General features: G+C 62.8%; 14 protein-coding genes. 5 read left to right on the forward strand and 9 right to left on the reverse strand.

Going from position 1 to position 14,188, the window contains the following annotated elements:
* The first annotated feature begins 83 nt into the window (after window positions 1-83).
* Window positions 84-1,307, forward strand: coding sequence for an aspartate aminotransferase family protein (locus GN300_RS24025; RefSeq protein ID WP_197487741.1), 1,224 nt, complete (start codon window positions 84-86; stop codon window positions 1,305-1,307).
* A gap of 2 nt (window positions 1,308-1,309) precedes the next feature.
* Here GN300_RS24025 and GN300_RS24030 read toward each other — a convergent pair whose 3' ends face one another.
* Complete coding sequence (locus tag GN300_RS24030) at window positions 1,310-1,576, reverse strand: hypothetical protein (protein WP_063316512.1); 267 nt, start codon at window positions 1,574-1,576, stop codon at window positions 1,310-1,312.
* 17 nt (window positions 1,577-1,593) lie between these two features.
* Here GN300_RS24030 and GN300_RS24035 point away from each other — a divergent pair, with 17 nt between their 5' ends.
* Window positions 1,594-2,292 (forward strand): hypothetical protein, encoded by a 699-nt coding sequence (locus tag GN300_RS24035; protein ID WP_063316511.1) that lies wholly within the window; start codon window positions 1,594-1,596, stop codon window positions 2,290-2,292.
* On the opposite strand, the gene GN300_RS24040 is transcribed toward GN300_RS24035, so the two are convergent.
* The 3 genes from GN300_RS24040 to GN300_RS24050 form a co-directional block, all read right to left on the reverse strand.
* A complete protein-coding gene (locus GN300_RS24040) occupies window positions 2,278-2,958 on the reverse strand; it encodes a PhzF family phenazine biosynthesis protein (protein WP_003942237.1) in 681 nt (226 codons plus the stop codon). The two genes, GN300_RS24035 and GN300_RS24040, sit on opposite strands and share 15 nt — an antisense overlap.
* An 80-nt stretch (window positions 2,959-3,038) precedes the next feature.
* Window positions 3,039-3,578 carry a carboxymuconolactone decarboxylase family protein gene (locus GN300_RS24045; protein WP_003942122.1) on the reverse strand — a complete coding sequence of 180 codons (540 nt, stop codon included), beginning with the start codon at window positions 3,576-3,578 and terminating at the stop codon, window positions 3,039-3,041.
* A gap of 2 nt (window positions 3,579-3,580) precedes the next feature.
* Window positions 3,581-4,168, reverse strand: coding sequence for a peroxiredoxin (locus GN300_RS24050; RefSeq protein WP_003942119.1), 588 nt, complete (start codon window positions 4,166-4,168; stop codon window positions 3,581-3,583).
* Between the two features lie 229 nt (window positions 4,169-4,397).
* Here GN300_RS24050 and GN300_RS24055 point away from each other — a divergent pair, with 229 nt between their 5' ends.
* On the forward strand, window positions 4,398-5,318 hold the full coding sequence (locus GN300_RS24055; RefSeq protein ID WP_047269357.1) for a hydrogen peroxide-inducible genes activator: 921 nt from the start codon (window positions 4,398-4,400) through the stop codon (window positions 5,316-5,318).
* A 28-nt stretch (window positions 5,319-5,346) separates the two neighbouring features.
* Here the strand turns inward: GN300_RS24055 and GN300_RS24060 are convergent, their stop codons facing one another.
* Window positions 5,347-6,747, reverse strand: coding sequence for an FAD-binding oxidoreductase (locus GN300_RS24060; protein ID WP_063316510.1), 1,401 nt, complete (start codon window positions 6,745-6,747; stop codon window positions 5,347-5,349).
* 122 nt (window positions 6,748-6,869) lie between these two features.
* Complete coding sequence (locus tag GN300_RS24065; protein ID WP_003942255.1) at window positions 6,870-7,718, reverse strand: LysR substrate-binding domain-containing protein; 849 nt, start codon at window positions 7,716-7,718, stop codon at window positions 6,870-6,872.
* A 56-nt stretch (window positions 7,719-7,774) separates the two neighbouring features.
* On the opposite strand from GN300_RS24065, the gene GN300_RS24070 reads away from it, so the two are divergent.
* Entirely contained in the window at window positions 7,775-8,182 is a 408-nt protein-coding gene (locus GN300_RS24070; RefSeq protein WP_007732807.1) for a DUF5997 family protein, read from the forward strand.
* 53 nt (window positions 8,183-8,235) lie between these two features.
* On the opposite strand, the gene GN300_RS24075 is transcribed toward GN300_RS24070, so the two are convergent.
* The 3 genes from GN300_RS24075 to GN300_RS24085 all read right to left on the reverse strand — a co-directional run bounded on the left by GN300_RS24075 (window position 8,236) and on the right by GN300_RS24085 (window position 12,945).
* Window positions 8,236-10,740 carry an RNA helicase gene (locus tag GN300_RS24075; RefSeq protein ID WP_003942173.1) on the reverse strand — a complete coding sequence of 835 codons (2,505 nt, stop codon included), beginning with the start codon at window positions 10,738-10,740 and terminating at the stop codon, window positions 8,236-8,238.
* A 26-nt stretch (window positions 10,741-10,766) separates the two neighbouring features.
* Window positions 10,767-11,804: an alpha/beta fold hydrolase gene (locus GN300_RS24080; RefSeq protein ID WP_007732813.1), complete on the reverse strand. Its 1,038-nt coding sequence runs from the start codon at window positions 11,802-11,804 to the stop codon at window positions 10,767-10,769.
* Window positions 11,805-11,985: 181 nt separating this feature from the next.
* Entirely contained in the window at window positions 11,986-12,945 is a 960-nt protein-coding gene (locus GN300_RS24085) for a proteasome assembly chaperone family protein (protein ID WP_003942198.1), read from the reverse strand.
* 355 nt (window positions 12,946-13,300) lie between these two features.
* Here GN300_RS24085 and GN300_RS24090 point away from each other — a divergent pair, with 355 nt between their 5' ends.
* Entirely contained in the window at window positions 13,301-14,056 is a 756-nt protein-coding gene (locus tag GN300_RS24090; protein ID WP_007732815.1) for a sensor domain-containing protein, read from the forward strand.
* The last annotated feature ends 132 nt before the right edge of the window (window positions 14,057-14,188 follow it).

Here is a 14,188-nt window from a genome sequence, read left to right on the forward strand (position 1 = left end):
CGTCGTGCGCGGATTCCTGGTGTCGATATAGTCGCAGCACATCGTTTGCACACCAGCATCGTTTGTATTCGAAGGGGACAATGATGGCTTCGGCATTGTGGCACGGGTTCGCGGACATGGGCGCTGTGGAGAAGAACGGCGCGTTTGTCGTCTCACGCGGTGAGGGCGCGTACATCTGGGACCGCGAGGGCACTCGGTATCTGGATGCGACGGCGGGCCTGTGGTTCACCAATGTCGGGCACGGGCGCACCGAGATCGCGGACGCGGTAGCGGCTCAGTTGTCGAAGATCGCTCATTTCTCCAACTTCGGTGATTTCGTTCCCGAAACCACGCAGGTGTTGGCCGAGCGGTTGGCGGCCATCGCGCCGGTTGCCGGGAGCAAGATCTTCTTCACCTCGGGTGGTTCGGATTCGGTGGACACTGCGGCGAAGCTGGCTCGCCGGTACTGGCACGAGGTGGGGCAGCCGGAGAAGACGATCATCGTCGGACGCCAGAAGGCGTATCACGGAATGCACGTTGCCGGAACGGCTCTGGCGGGTATTCCGGTGAACCGTGAGGGGTACGGCGAGCTGATGGCGGATGCGGCGACCGTCGGCTGGGATGATGCGAAGAGTCTGCTCGAGTTGATCGAGAAGATCGGTGCGAACAAGATCGCTGCGTTCTTCGCGGAGCCGATCATCGGTGCGGGTGGGGTGTATCTGCCGCCGGAGGGGTATCTGGCGGAGGTGCGTGACATCTGCCGTGAGCACGACATTCTGTTTGTCGTCGACGAGGTCGTGACCGGTTTCGGCCGGATCGGTGGTGAGTGGTTCGCGTCCACCCGTTTCGATTTGCAGCCCGACATGATGACCACGGCAAAGGGTTTGACGTCGGGTTACGTTCCGATGGGTGCGGTGTTCATCGCGCCGCGGGTGGCGGAGCCGTTCTATGCGGGTTCGTGGTGGCGCCATGGGTACACCTACGGCGGGCATGCCGGTGCTGCTGCGGCGGCGATGGCGAACCTGGACATTCTCGAGCGTGAGAATCTGCTCGCGGAGTCGAAGCGTTTGGAGGCGTCGTTGCATACGCATCTGCAGCCGTTGGCGGAGCATCCGCGGGTGGCGGAGGTTCGTAGTGGGCTCGGTGCGGTTGCTGCGGTGCAGTTGGTTGATCCGGCGGAGGCGTTGCCGTTTGTGAAGACGCTTCGTGAGCACGGTATTTCGGGTCGCGCCGCGGGTCAGGGTGCGATGCAGATTTCGCCGACGTTCGTCATGACCGATGATCAGGTCGCGGAGATGGCAGCAGGGATCCTCGCAGCCCTCGGCTGAAGTCAGCTGCGGCGCCGAAAGAGTTTCTCGATTCGGCGCCGCACAGCGTTGGGTGCAGGTTCGAGTTCCAGAACCTCTTGTTCCGACTGCTTGGCGTAGGCCTGGGTGTACCGCTCGTGCAGTACCGAGCGAATTTCGTCCGGAGAGTAGGCCCGACGCTGGCGTTCGTCGCGCGCAACGAGAACCCCGGTGGCGGCAACGCCCATTGCACCGGCGAGGCCGACCAGTTTCCAGACGTGCGAGGCGCGCAGAGGAGTACGGAGTTTCATCCCTCTACGCTAGAGGCATGGACCGACGATTGCTTTCGCAGGTGAGTCTCGACGAGGCCGCTGCGGCGACCCGCACGGGCGACATCTGGATCTTCCGCGGAGAGTCGACGGCGGACCGGGCCATTCAGACACTGACCAACAGCCCCGTCAACCACGTCGGAATGTCGGTCGTGATCGACGACCTCCCGCCGCTGATGTGGCATGCGGAACTCGGTCACTCGCTGCAGGACATGTGGACCGGACGCTTCCAGCGTGGTGTCCAACTGCACGATCTGCGATCGGCCGTTCAGGTCTGGGGCGCCAAGTACGGGCAGCGTGGATGGTTGCGCCAGCTCGACCACGAAGTCACCCGGGAGCAGGAAGACGCTCTGCTCGAGACGATCGCGCGGCTGGACGGTACGCCTTTCCCGTCGACGGCCAAGCTTGCTTCGCGCTGGTTCGGAGGCCGAATCCCGAAGCTGCGCAAGAAGTCCGACGTATCGGCAGTGGGCGTCGAGAGCGCCTACTGCGCCGAAGTGGTTGCCAAGACCTATGAAGCGATGGGTCTGCTCGTCGGTAATCGTCGTGTCAACTGGTTCGACCCGGGCAAGTTCTGGAGTGGAGATCAGTTGCCCCTCGCGCCGGGAGTTGCGCTCGGTGACGAGATCTCGGTGTCACTGAGTGCACGTGACCTCGAGGCCGGACGCAATCCCGCCGGGTACTCACAAGGTTCGTGACGGCTCGGCGACGACGCGGCCGCCGACTTCGAGCCAACCTTCCGGAGAGAAGGTGGTGTGAAGCACCGATCCGCGTCCCTGGGTGATGAGCAGTGATTTCCTCAATCGGTCCGTGATGCGCAGCGCTGCAGATCCGGTCGCCTCGTCCTCGGCGATTCCCATCACCGGTGCGAACATGCGTGCGCGGATGGCAGCTTCGAGCTTGTCCTGCCATGCCCACAGATACGAATGATCCGCCTCGTAGTCGGACGGATCGGCGTCGATGACGTCGTCCACCGTGTCCATCGGATAGATCGCGAATTCCGGTGCCCATTCGGCACGCGCGCGTACCCACGTCAAAGCGCCGGATTGGCGGACGTCGACACTGCCGGCAGGAACGTCGAGGGCGCTCACGCGACGGCCCTGTTCGCCCAGCCACCACGTGGCACCGACGGTCGGGTGTCCGGCGAAGGGGAGTTCTGCTGCCGGAGTGAAGATCTGGACCCGCGCACGCGAGGCGCCGTCATCCGGAACGTCGATGAAGATGGTCTCGCTGTAGTCGAGTTCCTTCGCGACGGCTTGTCGATCCGATTCTGCAACCGTGGACGCGTCGACGATTCCCAGCGGATTCCCGTGCTTGCCGTTCTCGTCCGTGAAGACCCGGACCACACTCACCTCGATACCCATCGGTCCACCCTAGCGCGCGAAAAGCCCTCCCCACCTTCACGGTGGGGAGGGCTCGTCGAACTGCACTCAGGTCCGAGTGATCAGACCTGTGCGGCGGAGAGGATCTCGTTGGCTTCGACAGCCTGTGCGACGCCCGCGACGATGGAACCGGCGCGGATCGCTTCGAAGATGACCTCGCGGTCGACACCTTCCTGGCGGAGGGTGTTCTCGTGAGCTTCGAGGCAGTGGTTGCAGCCGTTGATCGCGGACACTGCAAGCGACCACAATTCGAAGTCGGCCTTGTCGACGCCCGGGTTGCCGATGATGTTCATCCGCAGGCCGGCACGAAGGTCGTCGTACTTACCGTCGAGGTAGCCCTTGGTGCGGTAGAAGACGTTGTTCATGCCCATGATCGACGCTGCGCCGAGAGCGGCGTTGTATGCCTCTGCCGACAGGTTGTCGGCAGCCTCGGAAGCAATCTCCTTGAGCGTGGACGCAGACTTGGTGGCTGCGGCCGTTGCGAGGAGCGTTCCCCACAACTGCTGCTCGTTCAGGACCGTCGTGCGCGCAATGGAACTCAGGTTGAGCTTGAGGTCCTTCGCGTACTCGGGAAGCGAGTTCTTGAGGTTCTCGACGCTCATACTCAGACGCTCGCAGTCAGGAGCTCGCCGGCGTTGATGGTCGGGTCGCCCTTCTTCCAGTTGCATGCGCACAGCTCGTCGCTCTGGAGAGCGTCGAGGACGCGGAGAACCTCGTCGACGTTACGGCCGACGGAACCGGCTGTGACGGAGACGAACTGGATCTCGTTGTTGGGGTCGACGATGAACGTCGCGCGGTCTGCAACGCCGTCGGCGTTGAGGACGCCGGTGGCCTCGGCAAGCTCGCGCTTGAGGTCCGAGAGCATCGGGAAGGGGAGGGTCTTGAGCTCTTCGTGCTGTGCACGCCACTGGAAGTGCACGAACTCGTTGTCGACGGAAGCGCCGAGAACCTGAGCATCACGGTCTGCGAACTCTTCGTTGAGCTTGCCGAATGCAGCAATCTCGGTGGGGCACACGAAGGTGAAGTCCTTGGGCCAGAAGAAGACGATGCGCCACTTGCCTGCGTAGTCGTCACTGGTGACGGTGGTGAAGTAGTCATCGGGCTGCTGGGCATCGACCTTGGACAGGTCGCCGCCGATGACAGCCGTGAGGTTGTAAGCGGGGAACTGGTCGCCGATTGTGAGCAGAGCCATGTGTCTCATTCTCCTACGTGTCTCGTGAACAGGAATTTCTTGCGCACACGATCCGGCTGTTCGGACTGTGACGGCCGAACGTGCTGGATCGAGAGGGTTTGTCACCGTCAGCGGGTCGGACGGTTTCGACTGGAGTGTCGAGGTTGTGACCGGCGCTTTTTGGTATGAGTCCATTCTGCATCAAACCGTTCAAAAGGTAAAGGTGATGGGTGGCACTACACTGATAGGCATGTCTGATCAGACTTATCAACCTTCCTTGTCACAGCTGCGTGCCTTTGTGTCGGTGGCCGAGTATCGGCATTTCGGTACTGCCGCAGCGCGTTCCGGTGTGAGCCAACCCACACTGTCGCAGGCGCTGGCAGCTCTCGAGGCGGGGCTGGGAGTCAGACTGATCGAACGCAGTACCCGGCGTGTGCTCGTGACCGCGGACGGACAGCGCTTGCTCGGTCAGGCCAAGCAGATTCTCGAGGCTGCCGACGGTTTCGTCGCGAGCGCAGCCGGCTCCGGCGACTCTCTGACCGGACCGCTACGCATCGGGTTGATCCCGACCGTTGCGCCCTACATTCTTCCGGGGTTGTTGCCGGAGCTGCGCGAGAAGCTGCCGTCGTTGGCGCCGCAAATAGTCGAGGATCAAACGGCGCGCTTGCTTGATGCCCTGCGATCGGGAGCGCTCGACGTCGCGGTGTTGGCGCTTCCTGCCGGAACACCTGGCCTGGTGGAAGTTCCTGTGTACGAAGAGGATTTTGTGATGGTCGTGCCGAACGATCATTCCTTGGCCGGACGTGTCGATCTCACGGCGGACGTGCTCGACGCGCTGCCGTTGCTCTTGCTCGACGACGGCCACTGCCTGCGCGACCAGACGTTGGATCTGTGCCGTTCGGTAGACGCCCATCCGCTTGCCGGCGACACGCGGGCTACCTCTCTCGCGACAGTCGTGCAATGTGTGGCCGGGGGACTCGGGGTGACTTTGGTCCCGGAATCGGCTGTTGCCGTGGAGGTTCGACGCGGGGACTTGTCGACGGCGCATTTCGCTTCGCCGGCTCCAGGTCGCACGATCGGCGTCGTGTTCCGCTCGTCGAGTGGCCGAGCAGAAGGATTCCGTCAGCTGGCCGAGCTGGTCCGTTCGGTCAGCCCGACGGTTCCTCGATGACGTGACTCGTTCGACGTCGACGTGAAAGCTAGTCGAGAGAGCCTTCTTTCACGGCAATGACGGCTCCGGGATTGAGAATTCCCAGCGGGTCGAGCGCATCCTTGACCTTGCGATTGAGGGCCATGACGTCTTCACCCAACTGTGACGGCAGCCAGTCGCGCTTGAGTCGACCGACCCCGTGTTCGCCGGTGATCGTGCCGCCGAGCGCGATGGCGAGATCCATCACCCGTCCGAATGCGATCTGTGCGCGTTCGGACATGTCCGGGTCTGCGGGGTCGAAGACGATGAGCGGGTGGGTGTTTCCGTCTCCGGCGTGCGCCACCGTGCAGATCAGGACGTCGAGGTCGTCTGCGATGGCTTCGACCCCGGTTACCAGCTGGGGGAGTGCGCGCATGGGAACGCCCACGTCTTCGAGAAGCAGACTTCCCATCGCGAGCACGGCCGGGAACACCGCTCGCCGTGCCGCCGCAAAAGCGTCACCTTCGGCCTGGTCATCGGTGGCGAATACTTCGGTGGCTCCGTTGTTTTCGCACGCCTGAACAATCGTCTCGATTTCCAGCACGCCTGCCGCGCCGGGTGCGTCGGACTGCGCGAGCAGTAGTGCGTGAGCCTTGCGGTTCAGACCCATGCGTACCGAATCCTCGACAGCATTGATACTGGCGTGATCCATGAACTCGAGCATCGCCGGACGCATGTTGCTGGTGATCGCCAAGACCGCGTCGGCAGCTTCTTGTACCGAGTCGAACGACGCGACGACGGTTGATGCGGGCGGCTGCGCGGGAATCAAACGCAACGTGATTTCCGTGATGATGCCGAGAGTGCCCTCGCTGCCCACGAACAGTTTGGTGAGTGAGAGTCCGGCGACGTCCTTGAGAAGGGGACCTCCGAGGCTGACCGCTGTCCCGTCTGCCAGCACGACCCGGAGTCCGAGAACGTAGTCGGTGGTAACTCCGTACTTGACGCAGCAGAGTCCGCCGGCGTTGGTGGCTGCATTGCCGCCGATGGAACAGATCTCGAAGGACGACGGGTCAGGTGGGTACCAGAGTCCGTGCTCTGCGGCGGCTTTCTTGACCTCCGCATTCATCAAGCCGGGCTGAGTAACCGCCACACGGGCGACCGGGTCGATCGTGATCTGTCGCATTCGCTCGGTGCTGACCACTATGCAACCGTCGACGGCGCTGGATCCACCGGAAAGGCCCGAGCCGGCACCTCTGGGAACCACCGGTACGCGGTTGGCGGTTGCCCAGCGCATCACTGTTTGGATGTCTTCGGTGCACGTTGCGCGAACCACGGCAGCGGGATGGCCGGCAGTCGGGTCGGCGGCCCAGTCCTGGCGGTAGCCCGCGGTCACATCCGGATCCAGCAGGACCGCTCCCTCGGGGAGTGCCGCTACCAATTCGTCGAGGGCTGAAGAACTCGCGGGAGTCATACTCTCATCATGCTCGACGGAGTTCGACGATGCGCCAATTCGCGAGACCACAGCCCGAGTCTGTCGCGCCTGATCAGTTCAGCGTTGTCCGGCAGCGATCCTCCGAGTTGCCAGTTGAAGCCCTAGCGGCCCTTCTGCTTTCCGGAGAACCGGCCACCCGAACTCTTGGTCCCACCTGACTTGCCGCTACCCGATTTGCCACCCGCCTTGGCCTTACCGGAACCGGCGTTGCGGCCGGAAATGTTCTTCGCGGTGCCGGCGCCCTTTGCTTTCTGCCCGTTCTTGGCAGCTTCTGCGCGACGCTCGCGGGCCGCGATCTTGGCCTTGACGGAGCCCTTGATCTTCTCCGCCGGCTCACCGTTTCGGCCGCGGGAACTCTGCGCCGTTCGGCCCCGCACGATGCCGATAAGTTCCTCGACCAGATCTGTGGTCTTGGACTCCATCCATGCCAAAGCCACAGGTGCCTCGGGCGCACCGTCCACCGGACGGAAGGTCAGGTCCTTGCGATGGTGGAACCGCGCCAGCGAATGGGGAACCACGACAACTCCGACGCCGGCGGCCACCAACTCGATGGCGTCGGCGATGGTCGCGGGTCGCTCGGCGGCGGTCTTTCCGGGACGGGTCGGCCAGTCGAGTCTGTCGTCGAGAGGATCGAGCACTATCTCGTCGGCCAGATCGTCGACGGAAATCTGATCGACAGTAGTGAACACGTGATCCTTCGGTACCACCACCACCGGGGTTTCCGCGTACAGCGAGATGGCGCTGATGCCGGTCCGGTCGATCGGCAGTCGAACCAACCCTGCATCTGCTTCACCGGCGCGAAGTGCAGCTTCGAGTTCGAGAACCGGGAACTGAACAAGTTCCAGACGCACCTCGGGGAGCCGCTCGTGCCACACCCGGACCCACTTGGTGGGCGTCACCCCCGGGGCGTACGCGAGTCGAAAAATTGCCTGACTATCCGCGTCTGTCACCAGGCAAGGCTACCGCCTTGGTAAAAGCACCCGTATCGGCTGGTTACTCTTGTTGCATGACGTCGAACAAAACTCCCCAGACGATGAAGCCGACGACGGCTGCCAAGAAGCTGGGTGTGTACCTGGAAGCAACACCTGCGCAGTTCCAGGAAGGCGACGTGACTCGTGACGAGCTGACCGCTCTGCAGACCGATCCGCCGGAGTGGCTGCTGGAGCTGCGACGCACCGGACCGCACCCTCGCCCGGTCATCGCCGCCAAGCTGGGCGTATCGATCGCCGGCCTGGCCCGCGGCGGCGTCGAAGAAGCACTCACCACGGATCAGATCGCCGCACTCCTCGAAGAGAAGCCCGAATGGCTCGAAAAGGAACGCGCTGTTCAGGCCGAGGTGCGGGCCGAGAACGTTCGCATCAAGGAAAAGCGCGCTGCTCGCCGCAACCAGCCGCGGAAGGCTCGTAGGGGCTGACGCCCCCTGTGCGCCTTTTTGGTAGCGCCGACTACCAGAAAGGCGCACAGGCGCTAGCCTTCTACGACGCTCAGCTCGTCGAACACGATTTCACCCGCGGCATCCGATTCCGGGATGTCGACGACGGCAAGCAGTGCCCATCCGTGATCGCCCTCCGGATCCTCGAGCACCTGCCGCACCCGCCAGAACTCACCCTCTTCGGTGACCTGGAAGAGCGCCGGCCCGCGCGCCGATGGCCCGGTTCCGATTGTTGCGTACTCCTCGAAGTACGGGAGTAGTTGCTCCTCCCACTCGGCGGCGTCGATACCGTCCTCGAGGTTTTCCAGCTCATTCCACTGCCGACGCGACGCGAGGTCGATGCGTCGGAACATCGCATTGCGCACCATGACGCGGAATGCGCGCGGGTTCGCCGAGATGGGACGGGGAATGTCGGCGCCGAACGCAACCTCTTCCGTATCTGCCTCGGCTCCGGGGTCGGTGAGTGACTCCCATTCGTCGAGCAGGCTCGAGTCGACCTGACGGATCAGCTCGCCCAACCACTCGATGATGTCTTCGAGTTCCTCGGTGCGCGCTTCCGTCGGGACGGTCTGTCGCAGCGCGCGGTAGGCGTCGGCGAGGTAGCGCAGGACGAGGCCCTCGGACCGGGTGAGTCCGTAATGGCTGATCAACTCGGCAAACGTCATGGCGCGTTCGATCATGTCGCGCACCACGGACTTGGGGGAGAGGGCGAACTCGGTGATCCACGGGTGGCCACCCCGGTACATTTCGAAAGCCGGGAACAGCAAGTCCGACAACGGTTTCGGCCACGTAACCTCTTCGAGGAGTTCCATGCGCTCCTCGTACTCGATGCCGTCGGCCTTCATCTGCGCAACCGCTTCGCCACGAGCGAAGTGCTGCTGCGCCATCAGAACCTGACGCGGATCGTCGAGCGTCGACTCGATGATCGAGACGACATCGAGTGCGTAACTGTCGGATTCGACGTCGAGAAGTTCGAATGCCGCCAAGGCGAACGGTGAGAGTGGCTGGTTCAAGGCGAAGTCGCGTTGCAGGTCCATCGTCAACCGAGCCATGCGGCCGTACTCGTCGGGTTCGTCGAGGCGTTCCACGATGCCGGCGCTGAGCAATCCGCGATACAGCGAGATCGCTTTGAGGATGTGCTTGCGCTGCGCCGGACGCGATTCGTGGTTGTCCTCCAACAGGTGCCGCATCGCGTCGAAGCAGTTACCCGGGCGGGCAATGACATTGAGCAGCATCGAGTTGCTGACCGAGAATCGCGACACCAACGGTTCGGGCGATGCGGCGACCAAGCGATCGAACGTCGCTTCGCTCCAGGACACAAACCCCTCGGGAGCCTTCTTGCGTTGAATCTTCTTGATCTTCTTCGGATCGTCGCCGGCCTTGGCGACTGCCCGCAGATTCTCTACTTCGTGTTCCGGTGCCTGGACGACGACGGTGCCCATCGTGTCGTAGCCTGCACGACCCGCGCGACCGGCGATCTGATGGAACTCGCGGGCTTTCAGATGCCGCGTACGGACGCCGTCGTACTTGGCCAGACCCGTGAGCAGCACCGTGCGGATCGGGACGTTGATGCCGACGCCGAGGGTGTCGGTACCGCAAATCACCTTGAGAAGCCCGTCCTGTGCGAGAACTTCGATGAGCCGTCGGTACTTGGGCAGCATGCCCGCATGGTGAACGCCGATGCCGTGCCGGACCAGGCGGGAGAGTGTTTTTCCGAACCCGGTGGTGAAGCGGAAACCACCCAGCGCCTCGGCGATCGCTTCCTTCTCTTCTTTGGAACAGAAGTTGACGCTCGTCAATGCCTGGGCGCGTTCGAGCGCGGCGGCCTGCGTGAAATGCACGATGTAGACGGGGGACTGGTTGGTGGTCACCAGATCTTCGATGGTTTCGCCGACCGGCGTGGTCGCGTACGAGAACATCAAAGGCACGGGGCGTTCTGTGCCGGAGACGACGGTGGTGGGTTTCCCGGTACGCCGCGTCAGATCTTCGGAGAAGAAGTCGACCTCACCGAGAGTTGCCGACATCAACAGGAACTGGGCGTGCGGCAACTCGATGAGCGGAACCTGCCACGCCCAACCTCGATCGGGTTCGGAGTAGAAGTGGAACTCGTCCATCACGACCTGGCCGATATCGGAGTTCGGGCCCTCGCGCAGTGCAAGATTCGCGACGATTTCGGCCGTCGCACAAATGATCGGCGCCGACGAGTTCACGGCGGCGTCGCCGGTCATCATGCCGACGTTCTCGGCACCGAAGACTTCACACAGCGCAAAGAACTTCTCGCTCACCAAGGCCTTGATCGGCGCTGTGTAATAGGTGCGCTTGCCGAGCGACATCGCATAGAAATGCGCGCCGATCGCCACCATCGACTTGCCTGACCCGGTCGGCGTCGCAAGGATCACGTTTGCACCCGAGACCAACTCCATGACGGCCTCTTCTTGGGCCGGGTAGAGCGTCAAACCTCGTTCGATGGTCCACGAAGAGAAGGCGTCGAAAACGGAATCAGGATCCGCGTTGTCGGGGAGAAGTTCCGTCAGCAGCACTCGTACAGGCTAGCCGCAACCGTGGATCAGGTTGCGCTTCGCTCGTCCGAGCCCATGGCGTCGAGCACCGCCATGCGGGTGGACGACGTTCCGGTGATGGTGTTCTCGCCGACCCCGGAGATCAGCATGTGGCGCCAGCGAGCCTCGTCGAAGACGAGTGGTGCGGTGCTGGAAAGAAAATCTTCGACGATCTGCAGGAAACGCATCGGATCGTCGCGGAACGGGAAGTGGCCCGAGCCGCGGAAGACTTCGAGGCGTGAGTTCGGCATCGCCGCGTGCGCGAGATGAGCGTGGGAGACGGGAATGACGGAGTCGTCGTCGCCCCAGATCAGTTGAACCGGCAGATTCTCGGTCAGATAACAGCGGTCGAGCATCGTGACGACCTGTCCGCGCCAGTCCACGACGGCCCGCAGCGTACGAAGGTAGGCCTCGTAGGCAGTGGGGTCGGGGAGATCAGCGAGCACGCGAATCAGGTCCGGTGTGTCATGCAACATGGTGCCGGGACGCAGATTTGAACCGTGAACTACGCCGGCAAGGTTCCCGGCCATCCGGACGAGCGGCATCGCACCAGGTATCCGGAGCAGCTTTACCACCTCGTTGACCACCGGAACGGACATGAGGCGCAGCAGCGGATGGACGTCCTTGGTGACGCCACCGGCCGAGACCAGCACGAGGCGATCCACCATGTGTGGGAATTGGTAGGAGAACTGCATCGCTACGCCGCCGCCGAGCGAGTGCCCGATGACGGTGACGTGCTCGATGCCGAGCGTCGACAGAAGATCCCGCATGCCGTTGGCGTACGCGGCTACCGAGTAATCCGCGCGTGGCTTGTCGGAACGGCCGTGACCCAACAGGTCAGGTGCGATGACTGTGTACTTCTTGGCGAGGTGGGGAATGATCTCGGTCCACGTCGACGAGTTGTCGCCGATTCCGTGCAGGAGCAGTACTGCCGGACCCTCGCCGGCTATCCGAAATGCGCGTCGGTAGCCGTGAATCGTCCGGAACATCATCCGCGGTTCCTCGTCGGGGACCGGTCGGAGCTGACGGTTCCGTGGTCTGCTCATGTCGCCTCCTGGCTCGGCGTGTGACCACGTTGACTGTCTGCTCCAGTTGTTGAGCCGTCAACGAAAATCACACAGAGTTTGAGGCTATCCGACGGATGTGTCCTGAACAACAGCCCAGGTAACGGAGGGGTTGCGGAATGCGCACAATGTCGAATTATGCGCCCCGCCCGTCACATTTTCGTCAGTTGTCGCCTCGATCGAGGTCTCCAGCTGAGCCGAAGTCGTCATTTCCTGCCTGTTCGGCCAGGAACTTTTCGAACTCTGCGCCGATCTCGTCACCGCTGGGAAGGTCGGCCTCGCCGGCCAGAAGGGACGACTGTTGTTCCTGAGCGGCGACAAAAGTGTCGTATTGACGCTCCAAAGCGTGGACTACAGTCTGAACTTCTTCGTTCCCGGCTATGTGCTCGTTAACCTGTTCCCGAACGCGCGCCGCGGCCTCACCCAGTGCCACCAAGGGCAACTCCAGATCCGAAACCTCGGAAACGTTTTCGAGCAAAGTTTCTGCGGCGCCCGGGTAGTCCGTTTGCGCGAGGTAGTGGGGGACATGCACCGAAAAGCCCATCGCCTCGTGCCCGTGCTGAGACATACGAAGCTCGAGCAGTGATGATGCGCTGCCGGGAACCTGCAGTTCACCTGACCAACGCTGATGGTCCTGGATCAGGTCCTTGTTGGTCGAATGTGCTGTCACACCGAGCGGTCGGGTGTGCGGGATTGCCATCGGAATCGCGTTGAGCCCGATGGTTCGACGCACTCCCAACTGTTCGGACAACAGTCGAACAGCTGTGGTGAACCGCTCCCACTTGAGGTCCGGTTCCATCCCGGCAAGCAGCAGGAACGGCGTGCCGGCCGTATCGCGCAGTGCGTACAGATTGAGCGCCGGAGCGTCGTAATCGGAGAAATGATCGGCCTTGAACGTCATCGTCGGTCGACGCGAGCGGTAGTCGATCAGCTCGTCGACAGCAAACGACGCGACAAGCTCGGTCTCGAGGCTTTCGCGCAGATGCGTCGTCGCCAATTTCACGGCGTGACCGGCGTCGGAGTAACCCTCGAGTCCGTGAATCAGGATCGGTCCCTGGCCGTCGGCAGCCGCCAACTGGGGCGCCGGAAATTCCAGCTCGTACATCCTCGACTGTTCGTCCATCGCAGTCCCCTTCGCTCTTCGGTCTTGATCTCAAGTGTCCACTATCGGCGCACGCGCGACAGCATCGGAGTCAGGTGCCCGACAGCACTGGATCAGACGTTCATCGGTAAGAACACCGAGTCGGTGACCGATCATTCCCGATCCGACGAGACGGGCGTTCGCCGAGAGCGAAGCTGAGCGGTATCTTTCGACACTTGGCCTGGGCGTTCGCTAGATGTCGGGTGCGCGGCTTCGGACATGGCAGAGTGGAACACAAGGTCGGCACGGCCGATTTGTCCGAAATGGATTGGTCGATTGTCGGGATCGGTCGAGTGCGGAGGCTTACATGCGGGTGTGTCCACGATCGTCCAGGCGAGTGGCCGCATGCTCACTTGCTGCGGTGGCCGCCGTTGCACTACTCGCGGGCTGCTCCGGGTCGGTCCAAGGAGCACCCGTTCCGGACTCCGCGCCGGCGACTGCCGGTGCGACCGACAGCGGCACGGCGGCGCCGAGTACGACGGCTGCACCCAAATCCTCGACGCCGAAATCCACCTCTCCGAAAACGGCGGCACCGCTGTCCGAACTGCTGCTGACTCCCGAGGAATTCCCCGAGCCCTTCGGCGCTGTTGTGCTGCCCCCGCAAGCCGTTCCGATGGCAGCGCCGGATCTAGTCGGCGTCCCGCGCGGTGCCACCGTCGATCCGTCCGAATGTGAGCCACCGGAACAGGATTACGGTCCGAACGGGACCGTGATGGCGGTCGGGACCGACAACGCGACGAGGGCAACGATTTCGGTCGAACTCACGAAGGTCGATGCACCACTGGACGAGTTGGAAGCGCAAACTCGGCAGTGCCCGTCCATGACTGTCACTGCGAACGGCGTCACTACGGCAGTGACGACGGAAATTCTTCCGCCGTCGCCGATCGATGCCGACAAGACGATGTCACTTCGCCGCACTGTCGTGTCCCCCAAGGCCACAGCCGGTGATCAGACGATGCTGACCTTGATCGCGCAGGTCGGCGACGTACGGGTGGCGACAACACTGATGACGTTCGGTTCTGCGACGCCCTCGACGGCACCGCTGGATCAAGCGTTCACCGCAGCCGTACAGAAGGTCAAAGCAGGCAAGTGATTTCGCAGCACACAGGTCCGACAAGTAGCGGAGCTGCTCGGTGCGGCGCGGTACTTGGTCCCCAACAAATGCGGTAATCCACAGACGAGTTGGACGCAGCTGTTTTCCCTGGTCGAGCAGACGGCCGGGTCA

Source organism: Rhodococcus sp. Ni2 (assembly GCF_021352185.1).
GTDB lineage: Bacteria > Actinomycetota > Actinomycetes > Mycobacteriales > Mycobacteriaceae > Rhodococcus_F > Rhodococcus_F qingshengii.